The following is a 25,820-nucleotide window of genomic DNA, read 5'->3' as shown; positions in this document are numbered from 1 at the left end:
AAAACCCTCATGGGAATCTTGTTACTATCCACTTCTTCTACTTTTAGCCAAATAGATATGGAGGTTTCTAATAGGCTTGACAACTTTATGAGGGAAAGTAGTGAAACCAGTTATGATAAAATCACTTCCGAATCGGTCAAGGACATACTTAAATATGACGTGTTTCACATTGTTCAAGAAATAAAAAACACATATCACGAAAAAAGAAAAAGTGTAAATAAATTTATTGTGATTGACAATGGACTCAAAGTAAAACGTTTTGAACGCATCAAAACCGATACTAGCTTACCTGAGTTAACCAGTTATATAAACGAGGATTTTTCTCTTAATCAAGAAACCGCACCGTACTTTCAAGGTCTTTTGGATTACATCTATCCCATTGCTGAATGGAAACCAAACAATAAAGAATACTTTTTAAAAAATGGAAAATGGTATTTTCTCCGTGATGCTTATTTCAGATCCAAACAGGGTTTTGAAATTTCTGTGGATTCTAACGGCAAAATAACCCATATCTGCTATAAAATGAGATGGGATGAACCTTTAAGTAAATAACTAGGTAGTTCCCAAAAAAAAATCCCCTTAAAGGGGATTTTTTTATAAATATTGTTTATTCTAATAAAATGTAGCTCTCTTATCTTCTATCTCCGCCTTCTCCTTTAATGCATTGTAAACTGCACCATTTACTCCTGCCGCAGCACTAGTCTGAAGGTTTTGTGCATAAGTACTAAAGTTGTCAATATCTACTGCGTCTGTCTTATTTGTCACTTTTAGTTTATATACGCCGGAGTTTCCTTCGATCAAATCAGATACTTGGTCTTGGCCTAAAGTAAATGCAGTTCCAACTACCAATGGTTCCCTACCTGCACCAGGTAGCGTTGGTGACATTAAAGTAACCGCAGAAGCTGTGCTCACACTAACACTATTGTCAGATGCAAGGGCTTCCAAAGTTTTCCCCTGATTAGCGGCTATAATCTGTGCTGCCTTACGTTCTTTTCTAATAGCCGGCAACGCAGTTGCGGATGCATCTTCGGGGGCCATAAGTCCTTTATTGTACATCTTGGTCAATTGCACAATGGCATAACCGTTATTTACATTAAAACGTTTAATATCCCCAACATTGGTATCGCTGTTAAATGCCCATTGCACTACACTACGTTGAGAGCCGAGACCTGGAAGGTTCTCTTCCATCTCTTTGATTTTGTTAACAGGTCTTACAGTGTAATTACTTTCTCTAGCAATATCCCCAAAGTTTTCCGGCTCCGCGTCCATAACGGCCATTTCGTATTTAGTTGCATCGGCAAACAGTGTATTTACAGTCTCTTCCGATGGTTCAACTTCTCTGGCCAAGGTTGCTACTTGAAGTACATCTTGCTTATCATCAATTTTAATTATGTGATATCCAAATTGGGTTTCGACCAAGCCAATTGTTCCTGTTGGATTCCCAAAACAGAAATCGTTGAACTCGTCTGCCATTACGCCCTCTTGAAAATACCCTAAATCTCCACCACGAGGTGCAGAAGGTCCATCTGAGTTTTCCCTAGCCAATGTAGTAAAGATGACATCTGCTTTCTTAGACTCTTGTAATAATCTTTTTGCTTCTGTTTCTGCTTCCGCTTTAGTTCTTGTAATAGCTGGGTTAGCTCTTTCCGCTCCTTCCCAAGTTATAAGAATATGACTTGCTTTTACGCTTCCATTTTCTTTTTTGTCCATAATCTTGGACACTTTATAGGAAGTCCCGTCCTTATATGGCCCATAAACTTCTCCAATTTGCAAAGCCATTAGTGTGTCGGCCGCAATTGAGGGAAGATCGTTTTTTGCTTTATAAATAGTATCATATTTGGAATCTGAATATCTATCTAAGAAACCGGCCATATCATTGGTGTTTCTAAAGCCAAGAATGGTGTCATTAGCATCTTTCGTTTCTGAATATTCTACAGTATCTTCCAGTAGAGCAGTAATTTCTTCCTTTACTGCATTATCATCTTCTGCAGATGGCTTTTCCTCAAAATATACAAATCTTATGTCGCGGGCCTTTTCTTGCTGGAACATGGCTTTGTGGTCGTTGATATAGGATTCAATATCACTTTTGGATACTTGAATAGTACTGTCTGGTATGGAAGTATAAGGGATTTGCACATATTGTAAATCCACTTTATCATTTGCCATGTTATAATCTAGTTCACCTTCGGCGAGGGTTGCGTTTACTCCTCCTTTTACCAAATTGAAGTACATTCTTTCTTTGGCTGCCTGAACAATGGATTTTTCATCTTGTAACCAAGCATCGTAGCGCAAAGGATCATTGGCCTTCCAGTCGGCGATGGCACTCTTAAAAACTTCTTCGTTGAATATCCCATTGTCATCTTGAAAATCTGGGATTTGAGCATAATTTGACGTTCGTACAAATTCAACTATTTGGTCACTTTCCACATCAATTCCCAAATCTTCGAACTGTTGGTTCAAGATAGCGTTTCTTACTTCCTGTTCGTACACCATGTTCACCAATTGTGTTGAAGTAACGCTGGGACCATATCTTCTGGAAGCTGTTTCTACTTGAATTCTAAAATCTTCGATTGGAATATTTTCTCCATTTACTTCTGCAACCGAGGAGCCTACTTTTTCGCCAGAAAAATTATTACTGCTAAATACTCCAGATATTACGAATGCGAACAACGCCAAACCAATTATTAGAATTAGAACTGTAGTTCGTTTTCTAATGTTCTCTAATATTGCCATTTTACTGCTTGTTTTCTTTAAATTCAGTGGGCGAAAATACCACTTTCTTTTCAAATAGGAAAGCTAAAAAAGGTGTGGAAATTATTAATCTTCAGTAAGAACGCTCACACTTACCAAATCTATTTTGGTATTGGATACCTCAATAATTTTAAAAATAAAATTGTCCACGGTCACTTCTGTATCCTTTTCGGGAATTTCTCCAGTATGATTTACAATTAGCCCTCCCAAGGTTTCATACTCTTCCCCTTCTGGGAGCTCAAGTTTGTAATTTTCATTTATATAATCCACTTCCAAGCGGGCAGAAAACTTGTATTCGTTCTTACTTACCTGTTCTTCGTACAGATCTGTAGAATCGTGTTCATCCTCAATTTCTCCAAAAAGTTCTTCTATAATGTCTTCAATGGTTAAAATACCGGATGTTCCCCCATATTCATCCAAAACAACGGCAATACTTTTACGTTTTTTGGCAAGTATATTCAAGATATCTTGAATCAACATCGTTTCGGGGACAAACTCCACTGGTAGTAAAATACTTTTGATGGTCTTGGGCTTTTTGAAGAGTTCATACGAATGTACGTAGCCTATGACCTCATCTACACTTTCTTTGAAAATCAGAATTTTTGAATAACCGGTTTCTGAAAAGAGCTTGGTTAGGTTTTTCGGGGTTTCCGCCAATTCTACGGCGGTAATCTCGGTACGGGGAACCATTACTTCTCTTGCCTTTACTGTTGAAAATTCCAATGCGTTCTGAAAAATCTGGATTTCGGAATCCACTTGATCCTCTTCTTCAACAGTTTCCATTTGCTCCGTAATATAATCCCCGAGCTCCAATTTGGTAAAGGAGAGTTGTACTTCATCACCATCGGTTTTGAATAAGACCCTCAAGATAAAATCAGAGACTTTGATCACAAACCAAGATATTAACGAGAATAGTAAATAAAAGAAATATGCTGGTACCGCAAACACTTTTAAAAGCACATTGGCATATATTTGAAAAAATACCTTGGGTAAAAATTCTGCGGTCAACAAAATTACCAATGTTGAGATTATTGTTTGGGAAAGTAAACTAAAATCTGTCAACAATGCATTTATAAATTGTGAATTGGTTGGCAGGACTCCCTGAAACCAATCTATGAGCACTTCACCCATGAACAGTCCATAAACAACCAAGGCAATATTATTGCCAATAAGCATGGTCGCTATGAATTTAGAAGGTTTATCCGTAAGCAAGGTAAGTACCTTGGCCAAAAAACCTTCTTGTTTTTTCTCAATTTCAATATGAATTCTATTGGCAGAAACAAAGGCAATTTCCATACCCGAAAAGAATGCTGAAAATAGTAAAGAGAGAATTATAATAGTGAGGGAGGAGTCCAATGCTATTGTTGATTATCCTTTTTTCGCTGTTCAAAACGTTGTCTATATCTTCTCCTGAATATAAACATAGCTATGGATACCACGGCAAAGAAGATAAAAATATAGGTCTCCTTTGGATTTACGCTCCAAAGTGTAGCAATCTTATAAATGGAAATGGCTGCTACGGCCAAATAAAGGTATTCTGTGTATCTTAATATCTTGATCATTTTATTCTTCTTTAATCGTCATTAGCCCATAAGTCTTGTGAGCCTTAAAAAAACTAAAATCCCTATTAAAATCCATTCCTTCGCCATCCATTATACTTCCGTCTTCCGGGTTCGTGTATGTGAATGAGGCTTCGGTAAAAATCCAGTTGTCTTTTCTATCAAAATACAACTGATCGGTCTCCAATTTTTTTCCATCGTGGGTTTCCACAATAACATTTCCTTGCAAATCTATCAAATTGGTCTGCGAATACACAATTCCATAATCGGCAATTATGACACTTTTTTGATTTTTCTCGTCATAGAAGTCCACTTGAAGTCCTTTTGGGAAGGTTCGGAATTTAAATGATTGGTTATCAAAGTCTTCAGACAGGGGACTGGTAAGAACAGCAATGACTCTCGATGTTGCCGAATCCTGGGTGCTCATTGCCTCCACAGTTTCGGTATATGTTAAAGTAAAGTTCTGGGCCACACCTTGTGGAAACAATGGTTTAACCGCCTCCTCACCTACTCTTTGGTAATCGTCACCACAGGATATAAAAAGGATTGCCACGGTAAAAACCGTGGCAAATCTCTTTAGAATATGTTCTGCAATTTGTTTCACTATAGGCTTGGTACGGTAACACTACCTCCTACCCAACAGCTAAAGGAAATACTTTGTCCTGCTTTTCCTGAGCTGAAAATCATTTCTTTGGATGGAGCTTTGGCCGCATAGCTATTCGCTGTTTGATTGGCTCTTCCACTTAAAGCAGGATCAACCCTTCCAGCTTTTCTGGCCATATCTGCCGCTTTCCAATAAATTGCTCTTTTCTCGAACGGAGTACTTCCACATGCATTAGCACTGGATGCGTACAGGTTCGCAATCAACAAATATGCTTTTCCGTTCGCTGCATTGGCATCAATTGCCTTTAGTGCATAACTTCTTGCTTGTGATTTACTGCTTCTTCTTACCGTAGTAGCAATTTTATATAGGATATCAGATTTTTTGTAAGAATCTGTTTCCAACTCTACCGCTTTATTAAAGTCGGCTAGAGCACCGTTCATATCACCAGATTTTTGTTTCAATACCCCACCGTACATGTATGCATCTGCTGATGGATCTAACGCCAATTGGGCTTCGAACAATTTTCTAAACATTGGGTCGTCCGTACATTCTTTGGAGAACATTCTTCCTACCGCACGTTTTACCCATTTTACATCACCTTGCTTTTCATCAAAGCTCTTTTCATATAATGGTATAAGGTTATCACAATCCGCAAGGGCTCCTAACTTGGAATCTACACTACTGGCAACTTTACCATAAGATTCAGAGTTTACCGTAGCAACTCTAAGTTGTCTTTTTTCTTTTGTGGTCAAAGTACCCAATGAGTCTTTTGGAAGAAGTTTTGTTACAATATCTGTAAGTTGTTTGTTTTCCTCTTCAATTTTACCAGTTACATCATCATATGTATTAAATACATCTTGAAGGTCTTTCTTGCCTGTTCCGTGCAAATCTACCAAGCTAGAGAAGTATAGGTACAAAGCCCTAGGATTTTTAAAATTAGACTGGTCTTCTTGAAAAGCTTTGTCCAACATACTGAACAACTCCTCATCCGAAGCCATTTTGTTCTCGTACATTAACAATGCTTTATCTATAGCTACTTCCGCTTTGCTATAGTTGGTAGGGAAATATTGCAAGCTATTATCGTACAATGTCAATAAATCTTGGATGTAACCATCTTTTTCAGCCCCTGTAGCACTTTCCACTTTGGCCTTTAAAATTCTTTCCCCATAAGAGAAATTGGCTTTATTGATATCCGGGCAACTTTCGTAGACCATTTTCCATGGTTCATAAGCTGCATCATAATTTTTCACTTTTACGTGTTCTGCATAAATCGACAAATTGGTCATACATTCGGGATTCTGCGCTTGTGCCATACTTAATCCCGTCAACATCGTGACCATTATCATTGTTAAGTAGTGTCTCTTTTTCATCTTACTAGTTTTAAAGCTGTTAAAGTACAAATTTTCATTAAAAAATCCTCTTATAGGACCTTCTATGGGTGGTTATTTATCAAATTGTCACAAAAAGGGGCTATCAATTTATTTTTCTCTGCTGAAACCATCTATCATTTAATGATAAGCCCACATTGATTTTAAAATAACTTTCTTCTATTAGGTTTGCATCTGTTGTTCCACGTCTCCCCAATTCAAATCCGAGGTTAAGATTTGAGAAAGATGTTCCCAACGGTAATCCCATTCCAAAAGTTATGCCAAAGTTATTTATTTCCTTGTTGTTTACTTCCAATCCACTTACATCATACTTTAAACCTGCTCTATAGGTAATTCTTTTAAAATACCCTGAGAGCGTCCTATAATTGGGCACCCAATACCCTCCAATTGCATAGGTGTTGGCATCTGTATAAGTTACATTTTCCAATCCCAAAAAAGTATTGTCAAAATCGCTCATCTGTTGAAAACTGTACTCTGCTCCTAGAAACCATTTTTTGTTCTCACCGAAGCCAAGGCCCAAGGTTGTTCTTGCAGGTACTTTTAATTCTGTATTTCGCAGGTTGGATGCATCCAAATCTACATCGATCACCTCAACATTATTTCCGTTCGATAAAGAAAAAGACCCTAAGGTTTGTGTGTTTTTTGAAACCAAATTACCTTGGGTATTAACCAATACGGATGTATATAAGGTATATTTATCTTTAATGACCGGGTTATAATTAAGGGCATAATTAAAATCGTACCCATTTATTTTGGACTCTCGATTGTCCAAAGTTCCAAATTGTACATCTTCAACACTTTGAATTCTTTCATATTCCAAAGTTCCAAAGTTAAAATTTGCAGTAATTCCTAAGCTAAGATTTTTAATAGGCTCAAAACCGACGGATGCATACAACCTGTTAAGTCCACCTTCGCCTGTAAAAAAGTTCGTCACTTCTGATTCTTGATCATTTATTGAACTTGAGCTTAAACTATATCCTACAGAGGAATAGGGCATAATTCCAAAGCCCATTCCAATGTTCTTCGCCATTGGAAAAGCTATAGCAAGGTATTCCAGATTGGTTACGGAAACATTTTGCTCTTCAGTCCAGTCCTTGAGTGTATACTCTTTATGGGATATACCTGCCGTATATGTTGTCAATTTTAGTTTGGAGTATGCCGCTGGGTTATTAAGGTTAATATGTATGCTATCTCCATACATACTTATACCGCCCATCATTTGATTATCCACTGTCCCATTGTTCCTTAGGTCACCTATTCCAAAATATGAATAGGGTGATATTGTTCCATTTTGTGCGAACAAACCATGGGCGGTCACGCAGAAAAAAGCAATCAGAATTTTCTTAATCATTCAGTTTGTGTTGTATTCCAGTAGGCAATTTAACCCCTCCAAGAGAAATTTGGAGTTCGCAAATATGGTGTTTTTTAGCCTTTTGGCAAAAAAATGGTAGTCTCCGCCTGTTAAAATAACTGTTAAATCTTGAAATCGAGTTTGATATTGATCAATAACTCCATCTACTTCTTGGGTTATACCGTTAATTACTCCACTGTGCATACAGGATTCGGTAGAGTTACCTATAACATCGAATATTTCACCGGGGTTGAGCAAAGGCAAACCGGCGGTTTGTTCGTGCATAGCCCTATACCTCATTCGAATACCAGGGGAAATAGCGCCACCTACATATTCTCCAAAATTATTTACCATGTCGTAGGTAATACAGGTGCCGGCATCTATTATCAAAGTATTACCCCTTGGGTTGTGCTGGTAGGCAGCGGCCGCCAAAGCCAATCTATCTACGCCCAACGTTTGGGGTGTTGCGTAACTATTTTTGAAAGGGATTTTGGATGTGTTGGTGAGCACATGAACCTTACAAAAAAGAGCGACCACATCCCTGTCCTTTTTATCCAATGTACCTACGGACGAGATAATTGCTTTGTTGATTTGTGGGTGTTTTTCAAACAGTTCCTTGATTTTTGACAAAAAAAGACCAGCCTCCGAGCTTTGGTCGAACACCATCTTCCCGTTCTTAAAAACAGCATATTTGATTCGCGTATTGCCTATATCGATAACCAAGTTCATATTGCAAAGATCGCGAATTGGAAAAAATCAAAACCTTTTTTTTAAGTTTTTGTTTGTATATCCTAATTTTGAAATTATATTTGCACCCGCTTAATAAAGCTTGGTACCTTAGCTCAGTTGGTAGAGCAACGGACTGAAAATCCGTGTGTCCCTGGTTCGATTCCTGGAGGTACCACAAAAAAACCCGCAAACTTTGTTTGCGGGTTTTTTGTTATTAGTAAGGTGCTTATATTATGCTTTCAAGAAAAATTATCACTTTCCGACCTCTTAATATTACAAAGATTTGCACTAGCAATAAATATGAATAGACGAACTATTGATTAAATTCTCCGTCTATTTTATTATTGAATAATAGAATCGAGTTAAGTTGGTAAAAGTAAAATAGCATAAGACGTTCCAAAAATCAACTTTATGTAGTGATGGATGCCATTGATTAATAAAAACATCCTTTGAACAATTTGATATTAAAACGGACGATAACCAATTTAAAAAAACCATAACCTTTAACGTTAAATTTGAGGATATAAATCAAACGCAGCATAATTGATTTGGTTTGAGTCAACATTTCATTGAGCTAATTGCTTACTTGTATTCAATATTCCAGAAGATTATGATTTACAAACTTTCGAATGATGCAGAGCGAGAAGAAGTGGAAAAAGAGCTTGAAATTTCTTTCAGGTATCCAAATTTATACAGACCAAATCCAATAATCAATGGATTTAACGAGACCAGCCTAAATGTAGTTACCATGGAGGACCCAAATCAAATATCATTGGCCATTTGGGGACTAATGCCGCAAGACTTTAAAGAAGATTGGTGCATTTTTCAGGATAATGCCAACACATTGAATGTACAACTCGAAGAACTAAAAGGTGTGGATTGGATGCAAGAGTCTTTTAAAAAACGGCGTTGTTTGGTTATTGTCACAGGCTTTTACACACATCTTTTAAAAAATGGCAATTCTTGTAGCTATTATATTCATCAATCAACCCATAAACCATTTTACCTGGCCGGAACTTATAATATGCTCAACGATGGTTTTTTATGTACCGCAATACTGGTTAACAAAACCGACCCGTTTGTATCAAGTTACCACAACATAAGCAACTTGTCTCCCATAATTATTCCTAAAGAAAACGTTTCAACCTGGCTAAATAAAAACACCCCAATTACAGATTTGGAACAAATAATAGAAAAACCAAAAAAAGCAACTTTGGAAGCCAAAAGAATGTCCAACGAATTCTTTTTAACAAATATCACCTCAAATACACATTCAAGTGCTTTGTTCGTGGAATCAACCGACTAAACATCAAACCCATTGATTTTAAATGGTTTCCGCTGTCACCTTTTTATCTTTTGAGTCAAGATAAAGATGGAAAGGGTCAAGCACAACGACCAACGTAAACGATATTTGTAATGTACTGATTAAGAGATGGTCAGACATTAACTTTAAATGACTACTATTATGTTACGTTGGACAATCACTTTTATAATTTTGGCAATTATTGCCGGAATCTTCGGATTTGGAGGAATTGCCGCAGGAGCCGCAAGTATAGCTAAAATACTATTCTTCATATTTATCGTATTGTTTATTATTTCATTGATAACTGGAAGAAAAAAAATATAAAATACACACTAAAGAATAATCATTAACCTAAAATTGAAAGAACCCATGAGAAAATCAATAAATTTATTAATCCTATTAATGGCAACGGTGCTTACTATGAGTATGACCAGTTGTAGAGAAACGAATGAAGATAAGGCTGAAGATGCCATAGACAATGTGGAGGATGGCGTTGAAGATGCAGCCGATGAAGTTGGAGATGCAGCAGAAGATGTTGGGGACGAACTCGAAGATGCGACCGACGACTCCTAATAGTTTTTTACTCCCAAAAAAATCAAACTCTGGCAATCTGTTGTCGGAGTTTTTTTTATTGTCCCAATCACAATTCCTATACAAAAGAATAGAATTATCATAATTGCTTAATACCTTAGGGGATAAAACTTTACCATTTGTTGAATACCGCCTTTACCATTGTCTACGTTCTGTCTTCTATTTGGGCCATCGGCGCAATTGTCTACCATGGAAGAAGGCCATCGCGTTCCGTGAGTTGGGTTTTGGTAATCATAACATTGCCCATACTAGGTGCTGTACTATATTATCTTTTTGGGATGAACCGCAGAAAATTCAAATTCTTTAACACTAAAGAATTTGAGAAAAGAAACAAATACACCTACCCTAAAAACTCTATTCAAGAAAAATTTGGGGTTCACTTTGAGACTGACACCCAAAAAGAGAAACTCAACCGTTTAATTGAGGCCAATTCCAATACCACGGCAAAGTCGGGAAACCATATCACTGTGCTTCAAGATGGAGGTGAGACTTTCAATATGCTCTTCAAATCCATGGAGGAAGCTCAGAAATTTATCCATGTCCAATATTATATTTTGGAACAAGGCGATCTTTTGGATAAAATGCTGGAACTTTTTGAACGAAAGATTAAGCAAGGTGTGGAAATCCGTATTATTTATGATTCTTTGGGGAGCTATCAATTACGAGGGCGTCCCCGAAAAAAGTTTCAAAATATCGGGGTTAAGATTTATCCCATTATGCCTATTCGGTTAAAAAACCTTCTTTTTTCACTCAACTTTAGGAACCACCGAAAAATTGTTATTATTGACAATAAGCTTGCATTCACCGGTGGAATTAATGTGTCGGATAAATACATTAGTCGAAAAAGCGGATTGGGCAAATGGAAGGACATCCATTTAAAGCTGGAAGGTCCCATTGTAAACGACTTACATTTAATTTTTCTGAAGGATTATTATTTTGCATGCCGAAACACGGATTTTCATGTCTCTAAGTATCTTTTTGAACAGGAAAAGAAAGGAAGTGTAAACGCACAAGTAGTGTCCGGTGGACCAGATTCCAAGCACCCCACCATTATGCAGCAATATATAGGCATGATGAACAAAGCCAAACATTCCATACGCATTGCAAACCCATATTTTGTACCCGGGGACACATTTTTGCAAAGTCTAAAAATTGTAGCTCTGGAGGGAATAGACATTAGTCTTTTAGTACCAAAAAAATCCGACTCTAAAGCGGCTAAATTTGCAATGTTCTCCCATTTTGAGGAATTACTGCAAGTAGGGGTCAAAATTTACTTGCGAGAAGATTTTTCGCATAGTAAAGTAATGATTGTGGACGATGATTTAGTTTCCATTGGCTCGGGAAACTTTGATATTCGAAGTTTTGAGCTCAACTACGAGGCGAATGTACTTATTTACGACCAAAAAATTGGTTCCGAAATGGTTCATGAGTACGAGAAAATATGCGAAAAAGCCAATTTGGTAACCACCCAAAGATTTCAAAACCGTACCATTTGGCAAAAATTTCTTGAAGGCCTTTTCAAGTTTTTCAAACCACTCATTTAACACCTTATTTTAACGGTTTGCATCAATCATTAATCGGTTTACGGCAAGGTGATGTGTCGTCAAAATTACCTTTGTATAAAAATAAAACTATCATGAAAAACATAATTTTAATTCTATTTTTAATCGGAGCCACATCAATGTGCGCACAGAACATTTCAAAAAATGCTTTGGGTATACGAGTTGGGGACAACGATGGATTTGGAGGTGAAATCTCGTACCAACGATACCTTAAAGAGAACAACAGACTGGAATTTGATCTGGGATGGAGAGATTCCGACAACGTGGAAGCTTTTAAACTGGTTGGTCTGTACCAATGGGTAATGCCCATTGATGGTGGATTTCATTGGTATGTTGGAGCAGGTGGTGGAATAGGATCTTTTGATGCCGGTGAAAACGATGGAGCCTTTGCCCTTGTCGCGGGTGATATCGGGATTGAATACGACTTTGACATCCCACTGTTGATTTCACTTGATATGAGACCTGAGATTGGATTCAATGACAATTATTCCAATGACCTCGACCTGGATATAGCCCTGGGGCTTCGATACCAGTTTTAACAACCGATAATTTAATTTAAAAGGGCAAATAATTATTTGCCCTTTTTTTAACTTTTTAAGTTTGAAAAAAATACAAAAACTGCTTCCCTTAATCCTCGCAATCATTCTGCTAATCATCATAATTTTGAAAGAACCGATAAACACTATACCGAAAAGCATTGAAAAAGAGGTTGAAATTGCATTACAGCACTTTCCAGAACTTAATGGAATTCCAATAGAGTTCAAGTTCAAAAAGAATATAAAAAAATCTGTGATGCAGGCACAACCCACTTGGAGTGGATTATTGAGACCAAGAAGCAAGCGGAGTTATAAAATATTGATAAGCGAAAAATTTAAAATATCGGGAGAGGAATTTAAAACATTGGATGTTCCCGAAGATGTCCTTATCGGTTGGATCGGACACGAGCTTGGTCATGTTATGGATTATCAAGAACGTGGAAACTTAAACCTAATTGGCTTTGGAATCCGGTATGTATTGCTGAAAGAGTTTGTGAAAAAAGCTGAGCGTGCCGCCGATTCTTTTGCAGTATCTCGAGGGATGTCTGAATATATACTTAAAACAAAACGTTTTATTCTTAACCATTCCGAAATCGACGAAACTTACAAAGCGCACATAAAGCAATATTATTTATCTCCCGATGAAATAATGGAAATGGTGAAGGAACAAGATTCAACTAAAAACAGTGATTTTTTATGATTGTTGCGAAACAAAATCTTCCCATTCCTCAAACCGTTCCTCCCCCATCACTCTTTCCATTTTCACCTGTCCTCCCTTTTTCTTGTTGGCTCCACTCCAATCCGCAAACATTTTTTGGGGTACAAAATTCACTTTCACTCCTTCCAAAGCCTTTCCACGAGCTACGTTATAGTTTTTGTTAGCTTTTTTAAGATAGCTGTCCAAAACCTCTGCTGTTTTTTCTTCATCCACATTTTCATCGGAACCTAAATACCATGTATGGTAAAAACCGTCATCAAAACGTTTGGCACAAAGGGTATATTCAGGAACTTTTATACTTAATTTTTCTTCTAAATGCTTCACGGCATCGTTCAACTTGTTTACGGACAATTGAGAACCCACCGTGTTCAGAAAGAACTTGGTTCTCCCAGTAATCTTTATTTCTGCCCTTTCCACATCAGTAAAAGCAATGGTATCCCCAATAATGTACCGCCAAGCACCAGTTACTGTGGAAATAATAAGCACATAGTCAACTTCTTCCTTAACATCATTCAAACTAATGGAAGGTGCATCAGCAGTTAGAGATCCATCTTGGTTAAGATATTGGGGTTCAAAGGGAACAAATTCAAAATATATCCCATTATCGGTAATCAATTTCATAGCAGTGGTCTCAGGTCTCACTTGGCATGCCAAAAACCCCTCAGAGGCCAAATACGTATCTATAATTTGGATGGGATGGTCCAGCAAGGCATTGAAACTTTTTTCATATGGGTCAAACGCTACACCACCGGAAGTATATGCTTGCAGGTTGGGCCATATCTCGTGGATAGTGTCTACTTTATGGTAGTCTATCACTTTTTTGAGCATAAGCTCCATCCAAGATGGGATACCACTCAACGCCCCAATATCCCAATTTTTCGCATTCTTGGCAATAGATAGGACCCGTTCATCCCAATCGTCAATTTTAGCGATTGCATCGCCCGGTTTATAGTATTTTTTAAACCAAAATGGAATGTTACTGGCACTAATTCCACTTATTTCACCTTCCTTTTTGCCATTTCGCTCTTCTAGGTTTGTAGAGCTTCCCAACATCATAATTTCTTTTTCAAAAAAATCTGCTGGCATATCAAAATTACTCATGGCATACACCTGATGTCTTCCAGCGCGTGTTATGGAATCCAGCATATCTTTTGTTACCGGTATTCTTTTGGATTTTTTTCCCGTAGTACCAGAAGATAGGGCAAAAAAGTCAGGGCTACCTGGCCAAGTTACATCAGGTTCGCCAGCTATTGTTTTGTTCCACCACTTATCTGTAATTGTCTTGTAATCGTGGTAGGGTATGGCATCAGAAAACATCTTTTGCATGTTGTTGGATTTTAAAATAGATGCAAAATCATAATGCATTCCAAATTGTGTACCCTTGGCTCTTTCCAGTAAATCTTCTAAAACCTTCTTTTGATCTTCCACTGGACTGGCATCCGTGCTTAGGGCGTCCCTCGCTTCAATAACTCCCTTTATTATGTTTCCTATGATTGCCATGCGTATTTATTTAGTATGTCAAATTTACGCTTGGCACATTGATCAGCTTTACTCAATCCATTTTTAGGTTGACTTAAAAAGTATAATATCGTAATCCGTCAAGACCATTGGTGTCAATCTAAAAATAATATTCTGGCATAAACAGGCTCAAAACATTTCATACGCTAAGACTATAATTTAAACGAACCTTACCCTTTAGGTAAATACTTATACCGAAGTTAATTTTGACTGAAAATTGTTCAAAAAGTATTTATTTTGTAATTTAAGATACAAGGAGCGTAAGCTTCAACTATCATTGAAAGCACTTTGCTCATATTTTCATTTTTATAAAGATATAAACACATTATCAAAGAGATAGAGATAGAATGCCAGTCTGATCAAACATAATTTTTAGATTTTTATGACACTTAAGGGTTCCAACTTCTTAATGTTTTCATAAATATGGAAATCAAATGGTTCCATAGGCAAAAAATATCAAACTAACTCTTATATTTAGCCGATTGTGAATAATTTTAAAAACAAAAAATGACCCAAGAGTTACTTGAAAAGGCGGAAGAGTTTGAGAAAAGGCCAATGAGCCATATGTCCACCAGTGATAGGGTTAAAGCCTCAAGAGAAGCAAAGAGTTTAATCCTTTCTATCAACGAAATTTATAAAAAAACCAAGGATTCCAAGTTAATGGAAACCATGAAGAGCATTACAGCTAAAAAGCGTAAAATTGAAAAACGCCTGAAGGGAACCCCTTTGGTTTGATTTTTAATGCGCCATATCCTTTATGGAAGGGTGTTGACACTTCTAAATCCACATCCTTCCTTGAAATTTAGCTTCCCACCTCTACTGTAAACTACTGTTTTTCAAACATAAAACAGACTTACATCAGCACTTCTTATTTTAAAAAAGGAAAGTTTTTCCATTTATATAACTTTTAGAACCACTTATATCCCATTTATTGCAACCAATATAAATATGGTTTGCAGTTGAGGGTGTTTTAAATAATTTAGGAATGTAGTTTTAACGCAACTAAATAATTAACACTCGAAAAATGAACACTATTGAAACTAAACTGGGATACCTTTTCTGGTACGGTGTAATTGCACTATCCGCTTACTTTCTTTTAAGCAGTATCTACCTCTACATTTATTAAGCTATACTAAACACTAGTTGAAATTACCGTAGTTAGTAATCTGTATTACAAGGGCACCTGATCAGGTGCCCTTTTTTATTTCCCGTCCTAAATCAAAAGTAAGTTTTTGCGTTATCCTCCCAATTCTTTAGCATCAATCTGCATAACTTTAATACAAGATGGATTTGCCAAAATCCAAAAACAATCAACTTTTTCTGAAAGGAATGAAACTAAAAATCTACCTATCTTTAACCTACGTTTTGCTAATCCCAACTAAATCTATACATGTTGAGCAAAAACTTACTTTTGATTTTGACCCGCAACCCTGAACTTGGTAAATGTAAAACTCGGTTGGCTGCTAAAGTGGGTAACAAGACTGCATTGGACATCTACAAATTCCTATTAGACCATACCGTGTCCTTCACCAAAGATTTGGAGGTTACCAAATGGGTCTATTATTCCGAAAAAATATGGGAAAATGATATTTGGGATTCCAATATCTATAACAAAAAGCTTCAAAAAGGAGTAGACTTGGGGGAACGTATGCACAATGCTTTTAAAGAAGGTTTCGAAGCCGGTTTTGAAAATATTATTGTGATAGGTAGCGATATGTACCACCTAAATCAGTACGATTTAGAAATTGCGTTCTCTAAATTTACTGACAATGATTATGTTGTGGGACCTGCAGCCGATGGAGGATATTATTTACTGGGAATGAATTCTCTAAAGACCAGATTGTTTAAGAACAAAGCTTGGGGAACTGATAGCGTACTCTCCGATACGTTAAAGGATTTAGCTTCAGAGGAGATTGTCCTCTTGGATGAAAAAAACGATGTAGATTATTATGAAGACGTTAAAGATATTAAGGCTTTTGAGCCATTTTTAAAAAATATAGGAAAATGACACAGAAACAAATAGACGAATCAGTTGCTTATCTAACCAAACGAGGTTTTGAAACCCCAGAAATCGGTATCGTACTTGGTACTGGTCTGGGCGAGCTAGTAAATATGATCGAGGATCCCACGGAAGCGCATTATAACCATATACCCTATTTTCCACTCGCAACCGTTGAGTTCCATACCGGAAAATTGATCTACGGAACCATTGAGGGGAAAAAAGTTGTGGTAATGCAAGGACGCTTTCACTTATATGAAGGTTACGACTTTTTGGACATCACCTACCCAATAAGGGTAATGCATCAACTAGGGATAAAAAAACTGTTTGTTTCCAATGCAGCAGGAGCTATTAACCTTGACTTTAAAAAAGGTGATATCATGTTGATTGAAGACCATATCAACCTACAAAGCGGTTCTCCCCTAGCATTTAAAAATGTTGGAAAATTCGGAAATAGATTTGTGGACATGAGCGAACCGTACGATTTGGAAATGCGAAATAAAATAGAAGCCATAGCTGTCCGTGAGAATATATCATTTCAAAAAGGAGTTTACGCTTCCGTGGTCGGTCCTCAGCTAGAAACCAAAGCCGAGTATCGAATGCTCAAAATTATAGGGGCCGATGCAGTGGGAATGAGTACAGTTCCCGAAGTAATTGTTGCCAATCATTTACGACTACCCATTGTAGCGGTATCCGTTTTAACCGATGAATGCGACCCAAAAAATCTGGAACCAGTTGATGTTCAAGAGATTTTGAAAATTGCAGGACAAGCGGAACCTAAAATGATCAAACTGTTTAAAGAGCTAATCAAAGAACTATGAGCTATCTAGAAGCCACTCAAGACTTGTATAAAGAAGCTGCACTCACCCCTGATGTGGGCCTATGTTGCACAACGAACCCCATTTGGCAGTTTCCAGGACTTTCCATTCCCAAAATAATGCAAGAAATGAATTATGGCTGTGGTAGCACGGTATCCGCCCAAGATTTGGTTAACAATCCCAAAATACTTTACGTAGGCGTAGGCGGGGGCATGGAATTGCTCCAGTTCTCCTATTTTTCACGTCAAAAAGGAGGTGTAATAGGTGTAGATTCCGTAGATGAAATGTTGGAGGCTTCCAAAAAGAACTTTAAAGTTGCCGAAAAAGAAAATGAGTGGTTCAGCAGTGATTATATAAATCTTGTAAAAGGTGATGCCTTAAAACTTCCCGTAGAAGATGAGAGTATTGATGTGGCCGCACAAAATTGCCTCTTCAATATTTTTAAGATGGAAGACCTTAAAAAAGCGGTCTCTGAAATGTATCGGGTGTTGAAACCCCACGGAAGATTGGTTATGAGCGATCCAATTTGCGAGCAACCCATGAGTGATGAACTGCGGAACGATGATAGATTAAGGGCCCTATGCTTGAGCGGAAGTATTCCCTTAAAGGAATATATTAAGGTATTGACCGATGCCGGCTTTGGAACCATTGAAATCAGAGGCAAAAGATCTTACCGGGTATTATCTCCAAACCACTACCCTACCAAGGAACTAATTCATATAGAATCCATTGAAATTGCAGCCATCAAAGACCCGATGCCCGAAGATGGCCCATGTGTTTTTACTGGAAAAACGGCAATATTCTTTGGAAAGGAATCCTATTTTGATGACAAAAAAGGGCACGTACTACAACAAAACCAACCATTGGCTGTTTGCGATAAAACTGCTGCTGCACTAGAAAAAGAGTCCAGCGAAATTTATATCAGTGATAGTACTTATCACTATAATGGTGGGGGGTGTTGTTAGAATTATATTGGAAAAAGTTAATTGTCAAATTCTATATCCACATAATCATTCATAATCCCATTACTAATCAAATTTGCGAATTCCTTTTCGTTCGGTTTGATGGAAATCTTGTTATCTGACATATCAGAGGTATTTTCCATGGTAAGTAAGCTTATGGCTGGAAGTATATTTTTGGCTAAATAAAGACTGTTCTGATCTTCAAAAATCAAACTAGCCTCATCAAAAGTCTTATTGGAAATACTGTTCTTTTTAAACACATTCTGAATATTTTGCGCAAATCGTTGTCCCTGGGTACTTTTATTATAATGATACACGGCCACATCCATATTGCTGTTAGTGGATACATTTTCAGCACGGATAATCAATACACGCTGGTATTTGCCCTTGTTCTGTAAATAACGTTTATTGATTACCTTTATATAATCTCCCATTGGATTCTCGTCATACTCACTACCTTCAACAGTATCGTCGAAAGAGTTTTCTTCCATTATATAAACTTTTGCGCCATGAACAATCAGCTCTGCGGCCAACTGTTTAGAGATATCTTTTGCAAAATTTTCGGCCTTTTCCGTACTGTTTTCAGAAATCAGATAATAGACGGCATCTTTGAGCTTGTCACTTTTAAGCGACATTTGGGCAAGTTCCCTGTCAAAAATCGGCTCTTCCACTTCTTTTACAGCCTCAACCAGTACCCCTGTTTTTTTAAAGGAATCATCCGCATAGGGTATCTTGTATTCCCTTCCAAGCTTTAAAGCACTCCCCTCTTTTATTTTGTCTGAATTCAGCTCTAAAAATTCTCCATAGTGCTTGGCAGGATCTAATCCTTGCTTACGGAGCAAGGAAAAAATACCATCTCCCTGTTCTGCAACAACTTTGTAGAAATTGTTTTCTTGTGCAAAAATAAACGTGCAGGCCCCTACCCAAAATAGAAGGGATAATCGTGATTTCATTACTGTATGTTTTTGGGTGGGATGTGCTACAAAGATGGTAAAAAATCAGAAACAAATACGTTTAAGCGGGATAAATATTTTGCAATGTGATCACCGCCCCTTAAGTCTCGCTTTCTTTTCTTGTGCGTACTGTTTCCGAATAACAGATTCGGCAGGTTTATTTTGTGGGGTAAAGCGGTTATCCCCATGTCCTCCAACTTGATCGTGCTTCATAAACCATTTCCAAACAAAGCCGCCAGCAAACCAATTCTCGTTCCAGAATTCATCAAAAATAACCTGTGTCGCATCTGCTTGTGCCCTTAAATTTACATCTGCTCGGTTGCGATCTACCAACCAAGGCTTTTTTCCCGTAAAATCCATGCTCCTGTATCCAAACTCTGTAAAAAGAACGGGCTTATCTTCTTGGGCTGCAAGTTTTTGAATATCGGTTTTCCAAGGTTGCCATCCTTCGCTTAGCGTTTCAATAGTTGGATTTTCTTCTTCACATAATGGAAAATATGCATTTACTCCAATGTAATCCAATTGCGACCAAAATGGTGTTTTCGCATATTCGTCCCAATTAGCTGCATAGGTAAGTTGACCATTATAGATTCTCTTCACCTTCAGAATCAAATTACTCCAAAATTCAGGTCGATTGTTTATAAAACTTTTGAGTTCGGTTCCAATACAAAATATATCACTCTGGGTTTCTTCTGCCAACGCTGCATATAATAAAATAAATTTTTCGTAGGAAGCCTCAAGTTTATCCCAATCCCCTGCTGTGGGCATTGACATGTTCCCTGTAAATTTTCCACCAGAAATCCAAATTTGGGGCTTTACCATTACGCTTACCCCATTTTGATGTAATTTCTGAATATATTGCTTCGCACCTTCCCTCGTTTCTCCAAACCATTGTTTATCTGAATCAAAAACGAGTTCCGGAGAATTCAGATCTCTAATAAATCCAAAGGGCATTATAGCTGCATAATTAGCCTGAACATTGAGCACAGGGTCAATGTGGTGCTGCGACACTTCCTCCCGGGAGGATACAAAACTTACACCATTGACCTTGTCAAACTTGCTACTACTGCAAGAGACAATTATTAAGGTAAAAACAAAAAACAATTTCTTCATAATCGTAATAGGTTCCCTAAAATAATACTTTTAAAACATCATTTAGCTGTTAAATTCTTACTAAATTCCCTCGAACTGTTAAGTTCTTCCTTTAAATCTCGACACATTCAACAATCAAACCAAAACCATGGAGCATATTGTCATCATTGGAAATGGAATAGCGGGTGTAACCGCTGCCAGGCATATCCGTAAACTATCCGATAAAAAAATTACCATTGTTTCTGCCGAAAGCAAGTATTTCTTTTCAAGAACCGCTCTGATGTATGTGTACATGGGACACATGAAATTTGAACATACCCAACCCTACGAAAATCACTTCTGGCAAAAGAATAGGATTGAGTTGGTGGAAGGTCGAGTTTCACATGTTAATACTGAACAAAAAGCAATACAGATTGACGGAGCTCCCGATCTTAACTATGACAAGCTCATTATTGCAACCGGTTCCAAGCCTAACAAATTTGGATGGCCGGGTCAAGATTTGAATGGTGTTCAAGGACTCTATTCCAAACAGGATTTGGAACTTTTGGAAAACAACGCTCCCAACAATAAAGTATGTAAACATGCCGTAATCGTGGGTGGTGGCCTCATAGGCATTGAACTAGCAGAGATGCTCCGAACACGTGATATTCCAGTTACCTTTTTGGTTCGTGAAACCAGTTTCTGGAACGGCGTTTTACCCAATGGTGAATCGCAAATGATCAACGAGCATATCCAGGAACATCATATAGATCTTCGTTTGGGTGCTTCGTTAAAGGAAATCAAACCTGACGAAAACGGGAAAGTGAAATCTGTGACCATTGCCGAATCCGGTGAAGAAATCGAATGCAACCTTGTTGGTCTAACCGCTGGAGTTGCTCCCAATATTGATTTCCTAAAAGATTCCGGGATTGAACTTGGCCGAGGAGTCAAAGTAAATCGACAGCTAGAAACCAATATAAAAGATATTTATGCCATCGGCGATTGCGCCGAACAACATGTGGCTATTGGCAACCGACGACCAATTGAAGCTGTTTGGTACACTGGTCGGATGATGGGTGAGGCCCTTGCCCAAACCATTTGTGAGAACCCCATGGAATACAATCCTGGAAATTGGTTCAACTCTGCCAAGTTTTTGGATATTGAGTACCAAACCTATGGTTGGGTTTTTTCAGAAAGAAGTAAAAAAGAAACAGAATCACATTTTCATTGGAGACACCCAAAAGAAAAAATCTGCATCACTATTGCGTTTCATAAAGATTCGGAAACGTTTTTGGGCATCAACACTTTTGGTATTCGTTTACGACATGAAGTTTTTGACCGTTGGCTGAATGAAAAAAGAACGATGGGTTTTGTGATAGAACATTTGGCGGACGCCAATTTTGACCCAGAATTTTATAAAAGCTTTGAATCGGAAATTATATCGAAATACAATAAAGATTATGGTAAGTCCATCACCCCAAAAAAGAAAAATCTAAAACGCATCTTTCAAATTTCCTAACCTAATATTATGAGCACTTACGATAAAAGCATGGCCCTTACCGGGGAACCACCTAAAAGCCTGAGCATCAGCCAAAAAATTGCAACCATCTTGGGACTGTCAGGATTGGGGATTCTCTTATTGGCCGTATTCAATGTTAACTTCCCCAACAAAGTGTTATGGTTAACGCTATCGTTGCTCGCTATTTCTTTTGGTATTATTTGGTTTGCTTGGGATGCTTATTCCAATAAACTGCCAGGCATCAAAAACGATGGCGTATGGTTCAAATCCATTTCTAGTCGCGGACTATGGGCCTGGGTGGCAGGACTTTCGCTAACAGGGTTTTATGTTGTACTCTATTTTTATCCCGAATATCTGGGACTGGTAAGTAATGGTGATAATAAAGGTGTTATCGGCCTTTTTGACCCACTAAGCAAATTGTTGAGTGGAAATCCAGCCAGCCAATGGTTTGTTTATGGCACCCTATACACCGTTGCCATTTTGGCTTTTGGCATAAAATTTCTATGGAAGTATCGTCATAATCGCTACGAGAGACTGCGCACTTTCAGCGTTATGTTTTTTCAGACTGCCTTTGCGTTTATAATCCCCGAGTTAATGGCACGCTTAAATGGTCATAAAGTTTTGAATGGTGGAAGTCTTCCTTATTTTGATTTAAAAAACGTATGGCCTCTCAATTATTATAATTTTGAAGGATACCGCATCAAAGGATTTTTGAGTTCCGGTGATATTGGTTTTGCCTTATTGATATTCGCCATACTCTCCATTTTCGTAATAACCCCTATTCTCACCTACAAATATGGAAAGAGATGGTACTGTTCTTGGGTCTGCGGTTGTGGTGGACTAGCCGAAACTGCCGGGGATTCCTTTAGGCAATTAAGCGATAAATCCACAAAAGCTTGGAAAATTGAGCGATGGGTAGTGCATAGTGTTGTGGTTTTTGTAACCTTGATGACCACTGCTGTAATTTATTCTTATTTGGGAACCGATACCAGCAAATATTGGTTGACAAAAAGTACTTTTTTGATAGGCGTTGCCGTATTGCTCACCATGGTCTTTGGTTGGGTGATGATTTTTAAAAGAGATCAACTACAAAAAGATGCACAATACGGGGCCATCGGTTATTTTGTAATCATCATCGCCCTGATTGGATTTCACTTTTTTAGTGGGGAAGGCCAAGTTTTTCTTTTTAAATCCGAAACCCTTCGTAAATCCTATTCCTTTTTAATTGGCAGTATATTTTCTGGAGTCATTGGTACTGGTTTCTATCCTATTTTCGGTAATAGGGTATGGTGCCGATTTGGATGCCCAATGGCGGCAATCTTAGGTTTTCAGCAAAAACTTTTTTCCCGATTCAGGATTACCACTAATGGGGGACAATGTATTTCTTGTGGAAATTGTTCCACCTATTGTGAAATGGGTATAGATGTACGTGCCTATGCTCAAAAAGGCGAGAATATAGTTCGTTCTAGTTGTGTGGGTTGTGGTATTTGTTCGGCAGTATGCCCTAGAGGTGTTCTTAAACTAGAAAATGGCCCGCTCGAAGGTAGAATAGATAGTAACCAAGTACTTTTAGGGAACGACGTGGACTTGATGACCCTTGTAAACAAAAAATAGCCTCATTTTAAGCATTTTTTAATATTTATGGATAAATGGCCTCTGAAAATTTTAGTTTTGGCAACTCTATAATCTAACTAAAATTCAGATTTATCCAATGGAAGACATAAAGGTCATTATACCCGCAATCAACGAAGGAGATTCCATTGGTCTGGTGGTATCGGGACTACCCTCACATGTATCCGAAATTGTGGTAGTAGATAATGGTTCCTCAGACGATACCGCAACAAATGCAAAAAAAGCGGGGGCAACCGTAATCACGGAAAACCACAAGGGCTATGGGTTTGCCTGTTTAAAAGGATTAAAATACATCTCCGAACAATCCAAAACACCCGATATTATCGTATTTATTGACGGAGACTATTCAGATTATCCGGAAGAATTGGATAAGATTGTCGCCCCAATTTTGGAAAATGACGTTGATTTTGTGGTTGGAGCGCGAAAAAAATCACTTCGCGAACCTGGTTCTATGACTCCGCAACAAGTTTTTGGCAACCAATTGGCCACATTTTTAATGCGATTGTTTTTTCGGTCCAAATTTACGGATTTGGGACCTTTTAGGGCCATAAAATATGAAAAGCTCAAAGAATTGGATATGCAGGACACAACTTACGGATGGACTGTGGAAATGCAATTGAAAATTTTGAGAAAAAAAATGTCATATATCGAAGTACCAGTGCGTTACAAACAAAGAATAGGTGTCTCAAAAGTATCAGGTACGGTAAAAGGTACTATATTTGCGGGCATAAAAATATTGGGTTGGATCTTTAAATACAGTTTAAAATAATGGGACTTGCTATTGCTTACATCATCATTGCCATTTATAGTTTCGCCTTAATTTTGATTTTTTTCTATAGCCTTGCGCAGTTGAATCTATTGATCAACTATCTCGGCTACAAAAAGCGAAATGAAGTAGCCCCAAAATTCAATCTTCTTGATCCCAAAGAAATTCCATTCGTAACCATACAACTTCCAATTTATAATGAGGAATATGTTATGGAGCGCTTGTTGGACAACATCGCTAAAATCGAATACCCGAAAAGCAAATTGGAAATCCAAGTGTTGGACGATTCAACTGATGATTCTGTGATAGAAACTGCCCAAAGAATTGAGCAACTTCAGCAAACAGGATTAGACATTCAACACATCCGCAGGGAAAACCGAAAAGGCTACAAGGCTGGTGCCCTAAAAGAAGGATTGGAAATAGCAAAAGGTGATTTTATCGCCATCTTTGATGCAGATTTCCTTCCAGAGGCCGATTGGCTCAAAAAAACAGTCCCTTATTTTAAGGATGAAGAAATTGGTGTGGTTCAGACCCGCTGGGGGCACATCAATAGAGATTATTCCACACTTACCCGTATTCAGGCCTTTGCATTGGACGCCCATTTTACGTTAGAACAAGTAGGAAGAAATTCCAAGGGGCACTTTATCAATTTTAACGGCACTGCAGGTATTTGGAGAAAAGAGTGCATTTTTGACGCTGGTAATTGGGAAGGTGACACGCTTACCGAAGATTTGGATTTGAGCTACCGTGCCCAATTAAAAAACTGGAAGTTCAAATATTTGGAAGACGTTGAAACACCAGCTGAACTTCCTGTTGTAATAAGTGCAGCCCGTTCACAACAATTTCGTTGGAACAAAGGTGGGGCCGAAAATTTCAGAAAAACCGTTTGGAGTGTCATCACCTCCAAAAACATACCTTTTAAAACCAAGTTCCATGGCGTAATGCATTTATTGAACAGTTCCATGTTCCTATGTGTTTTCATCGTGGCATTATTGAGCATTCCCATGCTATACATTAAAAACACCTACGGACATTTGGGTTGGGTATTTGAAGTGACAAGTTTCTTTATCCTAAGTACCATTATCCTGTTCGTTTGTTATTGGTTTACCTATAAAAGTATTCAGGGAAGCAGTTTCGATAATTTTGTGGACTATATCAAACTTTTCTTCACTTTCTTCTCCGTGGCATTAGGCTTCTCTTTGCACAATACCGTTGCAGTTTTGGAAGGACATTTGGGCAAACGAAGTGAATTTGTACGGACACCCAAGTTCAACATCAATAGTATTAAGGACACATGGAAGGGCAACAAATATTTGACCAACAAGTTGTCTCCTAATATGATTTTGGAATTTGCCTTAATGATCTATTTTCTTTTTGGAATGTACAGTGCCGTGCCGCTAAACGATTACGGATTGTTCCCATTCCACCTGATGTTATTTCTTGGTTTTGGATTTGTATTCTTTAAATCCCTAACTTCCAAGGCATAAATC

At 37.8% G+C, this 25,820-nt stretch carries 25 protein-coding genes and 1 tRNA gene; 16 read left to right on the top strand and 10 right to left on the bottom strand.

The window, feature by feature from the left end; genetic code table 11:
- Window positions 1-9: 9 nt before the first annotated feature.
- Window positions 10-552 carry a hypothetical protein gene (locus MWU56_RS13065; protein ID WP_247044998.1) on the top strand — a complete coding sequence of 181 codons (543 nt, stop codon included), beginning with the start codon at window positions 10-12 and terminating at the stop codon, window positions 550-552.
- 60 nt (window positions 553-612) lie between these two features.
- Here MWU56_RS13065 and MWU56_RS13060 read toward each other — a convergent pair whose 3' ends face one another.
- The 7 genes from MWU56_RS13060 to MWU56_RS13030 all read right to left on the bottom strand — a co-directional run bounded on the left by MWU56_RS13060 (window position 613) and on the right by MWU56_RS13030 (window position 8,382).
- On the bottom strand, window positions 613-2,733 hold the full coding sequence (locus MWU56_RS13060; protein WP_247044997.1) for a peptidylprolyl isomerase: 2,121 nt from the start codon (window positions 2,731-2,733) through the stop codon (window positions 613-615).
- A gap of 84 nt (window positions 2,734-2,817) precedes the next feature.
- Window positions 2,818-4,107 carry a hemolysin family protein gene (locus MWU56_RS13055; RefSeq protein WP_262917820.1) on the bottom strand — a complete coding sequence of 430 codons (1,290 nt, stop codon included), beginning with the start codon at window positions 4,105-4,107 and terminating at the stop codon, window positions 2,818-2,820.
- Window positions 4,108-4,109: 2 nt separating this feature from the next.
- On the bottom strand, window positions 4,110-4,313 hold the full coding sequence (locus tag MWU56_RS13050) for a hypothetical protein (RefSeq protein WP_247044995.1): 204 nt from the start codon (window positions 4,311-4,313) through the stop codon (window positions 4,110-4,112).
- Window position 4,314: 1 nt separating this feature from the next.
- Window positions 4,315-4,914 carry an LPS export ABC transporter periplasmic protein LptC gene (gene lptC, locus MWU56_RS13045; RefSeq protein WP_247044994.1) on the bottom strand — a complete coding sequence of 200 codons (600 nt, stop codon included), beginning with the start codon at window positions 4,912-4,914 and terminating at the stop codon, window positions 4,315-4,317.
- The gene (locus MWU56_RS13040; RefSeq protein ID WP_247044993.1) at window positions 4,914-6,284 is read right to left on the bottom strand and encodes a hypothetical protein; all 1,371 of its coding nucleotides are present in this window, start codon (window positions 6,282-6,284) and stop codon (window positions 4,914-4,916) included. Before MWU56_RS13040 ends, lptC begins: the two co-directional genes overlap by 1 nt.
- 103 nt (window positions 6,285-6,387) lie before the next feature.
- The gene (locus tag MWU56_RS13035) at window positions 6,388-7,653 is read right to left on the bottom strand and encodes a hypothetical protein (protein WP_247044991.1); all 1,266 of its coding nucleotides are present in this window, start codon (window positions 7,651-7,653) and stop codon (window positions 6,388-6,390) included.
- The gene (locus MWU56_RS13030; RefSeq protein ID WP_247044990.1) at window positions 7,654-8,382 is read right to left on the bottom strand and encodes a type III pantothenate kinase; all 729 of its coding nucleotides are present in this window, start codon (window positions 8,380-8,382) and stop codon (window positions 7,654-7,656) included.
- A gap of 102 nt (window positions 8,383-8,484) precedes the next feature.
- On the opposite strand from MWU56_RS13030, the gene MWU56_RS13025 reads away from it, so the two are divergent.
- The 7 genes from MWU56_RS13025 to MWU56_RS12995 all read left to right on the top strand — a co-directional run bounded on the left by MWU56_RS13025 (window position 8,485) and on the right by MWU56_RS12995 (window position 13,074).
- A tRNA-Phe gene (locus tag MWU56_RS13025) sits at window positions 8,485-8,557 on the top strand.
- A 435-nt stretch (window positions 8,558-8,992) separates the two neighbouring features.
- Window positions 8,993-9,688 carry an SOS response-associated peptidase family protein gene (locus MWU56_RS13020; protein ID WP_247044989.1) on the top strand — a complete coding sequence of 232 codons (696 nt, stop codon included), beginning with the start codon at window positions 8,993-8,995 and terminating at the stop codon, window positions 9,686-9,688.
- A 159-nt stretch (window positions 9,689-9,847) separates the two neighbouring features.
- Window positions 9,848-10,009 (top strand): DUF1328 family protein, encoded by a 162-nt coding sequence (locus tag MWU56_RS13015; RefSeq protein ID WP_247044988.1) that lies wholly within the window; start codon window positions 9,848-9,850, stop codon window positions 10,007-10,009.
- Window positions 10,010-10,054: 45 nt separating this feature from the next.
- A complete protein-coding gene (locus tag MWU56_RS13010; protein WP_247044987.1) occupies window positions 10,055-10,258 on the top strand; it encodes a phasin family protein in 204 nt (67 codons plus the stop codon).
- A gap of 137 nt (window positions 10,259-10,395) precedes the next feature.
- Entirely contained in the window at window positions 10,396-11,820 is a 1,425-nt protein-coding gene (cls, locus tag MWU56_RS13005; RefSeq protein ID WP_247044986.1) for a cardiolipin synthase, read from the top strand.
- A 92-nt stretch (window positions 11,821-11,912) separates the two neighbouring features.
- Window positions 11,913-12,377, top strand: a complete 465-nt coding sequence (locus tag MWU56_RS13000; protein WP_247044985.1) for a hypothetical protein — start codon at window positions 11,913-11,915, stop codon at window positions 12,375-12,377.
- A gap of 121 nt (window positions 12,378-12,498) precedes the next feature.
- The gene (locus tag MWU56_RS12995) at window positions 12,499-13,074 is read left to right on the top strand and encodes a hypothetical protein (protein WP_247045247.1); all 576 of its coding nucleotides are present in this window, start codon (window positions 12,499-12,501) and stop codon (window positions 13,072-13,074) included.
- On the opposite strand, the gene MWU56_RS12990 is transcribed toward MWU56_RS12995, so the two are convergent.
- Window positions 13,069-14,592: a GH3 auxin-responsive promoter family protein gene (locus tag MWU56_RS12990; RefSeq protein WP_247044984.1), complete on the bottom strand. Its 1,524-nt coding sequence runs from the start codon at window positions 14,590-14,592 to the stop codon at window positions 13,069-13,071. The two genes, MWU56_RS12995 and MWU56_RS12990, sit on opposite strands and share 6 nt — an antisense overlap.
- 525 nt (window positions 14,593-15,117) lie before the next feature.
- Here MWU56_RS12990 and MWU56_RS12985 point away from each other — a divergent pair.
- The 4 genes from MWU56_RS12985 (at window position 15,118) to arsM (ending at window position 18,392) form a co-directional block, all read left to right on the top strand.
- Entirely contained in the window at window positions 15,118-15,345 is a 228-nt protein-coding gene (locus MWU56_RS12985) for a hypothetical protein (protein ID WP_247044982.1), read from the top strand.
- 655 nt (window positions 15,346-16,000) lie between these two features.
- Entirely contained in the window at window positions 16,001-16,618 is a 618-nt protein-coding gene (locus MWU56_RS12980) for a TIGR04282 family arsenosugar biosynthesis glycosyltransferase (protein WP_247044980.1), read from the top strand.
- Window positions 16,615-17,430, top strand: coding sequence for a purine-nucleoside phosphorylase (locus MWU56_RS12975; protein WP_247044978.1), 816 nt, complete (start codon window positions 16,615-16,617; stop codon window positions 17,428-17,430). The genes MWU56_RS12980 and MWU56_RS12975 overlap by 4 nt, the downstream gene beginning before the upstream one ends.
- Window positions 17,427-18,392: an arsenosugar biosynthesis arsenite methyltransferase ArsM gene (arsM, locus tag MWU56_RS12970; protein WP_247044977.1), complete on the top strand. Its 966-nt coding sequence runs from the start codon at window positions 17,427-17,429 to the stop codon at window positions 18,390-18,392. Before MWU56_RS12975 ends, arsM begins: the two co-directional genes overlap by 4 nt.
- Before the next feature lie 17 nt (window positions 18,393-18,409).
- On the opposite strand, the gene MWU56_RS12965 is transcribed toward arsM, so the two are convergent.
- The gene (locus MWU56_RS12965) at window positions 18,410-19,342 is read right to left on the bottom strand and encodes a hypothetical protein (protein WP_247044976.1); all 933 of its coding nucleotides are present in this window, start codon (window positions 19,340-19,342) and stop codon (window positions 18,410-18,412) included.
- 90 nt (window positions 19,343-19,432) lie between these two features.
- Window positions 19,433-20,455 carry a glycoside hydrolase family 113 gene (locus tag MWU56_RS12960; protein WP_247044975.1) on the bottom strand — a complete coding sequence of 341 codons (1,023 nt, stop codon included), beginning with the start codon at window positions 20,453-20,455 and terminating at the stop codon, window positions 19,433-19,435.
- A 127-nt stretch (window positions 20,456-20,582) separates the two neighbouring features.
- On the opposite strand from MWU56_RS12960, the gene MWU56_RS12955 reads away from it, so the two are divergent.
- The 4 genes from MWU56_RS12955 to MWU56_RS12940 all read left to right on the top strand — a co-directional run bounded on the left by MWU56_RS12955 (window position 20,583) and on the right by MWU56_RS12940 (window position 25,817).
- Window positions 20,583-21,932 carry an NAD(P)/FAD-dependent oxidoreductase gene (locus MWU56_RS12955; RefSeq protein ID WP_247044974.1) on the top strand — a complete coding sequence of 450 codons (1,350 nt, stop codon included), beginning with the start codon at window positions 20,583-20,585 and terminating at the stop codon, window positions 21,930-21,932.
- 9 nt (window positions 21,933-21,941) lie between these two features.
- The gene (locus tag MWU56_RS12950) at window positions 21,942-23,546 is read left to right on the top strand and encodes a 4Fe-4S binding protein (RefSeq protein ID WP_247044973.1); all 1,605 of its coding nucleotides are present in this window, start codon (window positions 21,942-21,944) and stop codon (window positions 23,544-23,546) included.
- Between the two features lie 97 nt (window positions 23,547-23,643).
- Complete coding sequence (locus MWU56_RS12945) at window positions 23,644-24,333, top strand: glycosyltransferase family 2 protein (RefSeq protein ID WP_247044972.1); 690 nt, start codon at window positions 23,644-23,646, stop codon at window positions 24,331-24,333.
- A complete protein-coding gene (locus MWU56_RS12940) occupies window positions 24,333-25,817 on the top strand; it encodes a cellulose synthase family protein (RefSeq protein WP_247044970.1) in 1,485 nt (494 codons plus the stop codon). Before MWU56_RS12945 ends, MWU56_RS12940 begins: the two co-directional genes overlap by 1 nt.
- The last annotated feature ends 3 nt before the right edge of the window (window positions 25,818-25,820 follow it).

Origin of the sequence: Allomuricauda sp. F6463D (genome assembly GCF_023015965.1) — a bacterium.
GTDB lineage: Bacteria > Bacteroidota > Bacteroidia > Flavobacteriales > Flavobacteriaceae > Flagellimonas.
Note: the sequence above shows the minus strand (reverse complement) of the source record. Positions and strands in the feature narration are given on the sequence as shown.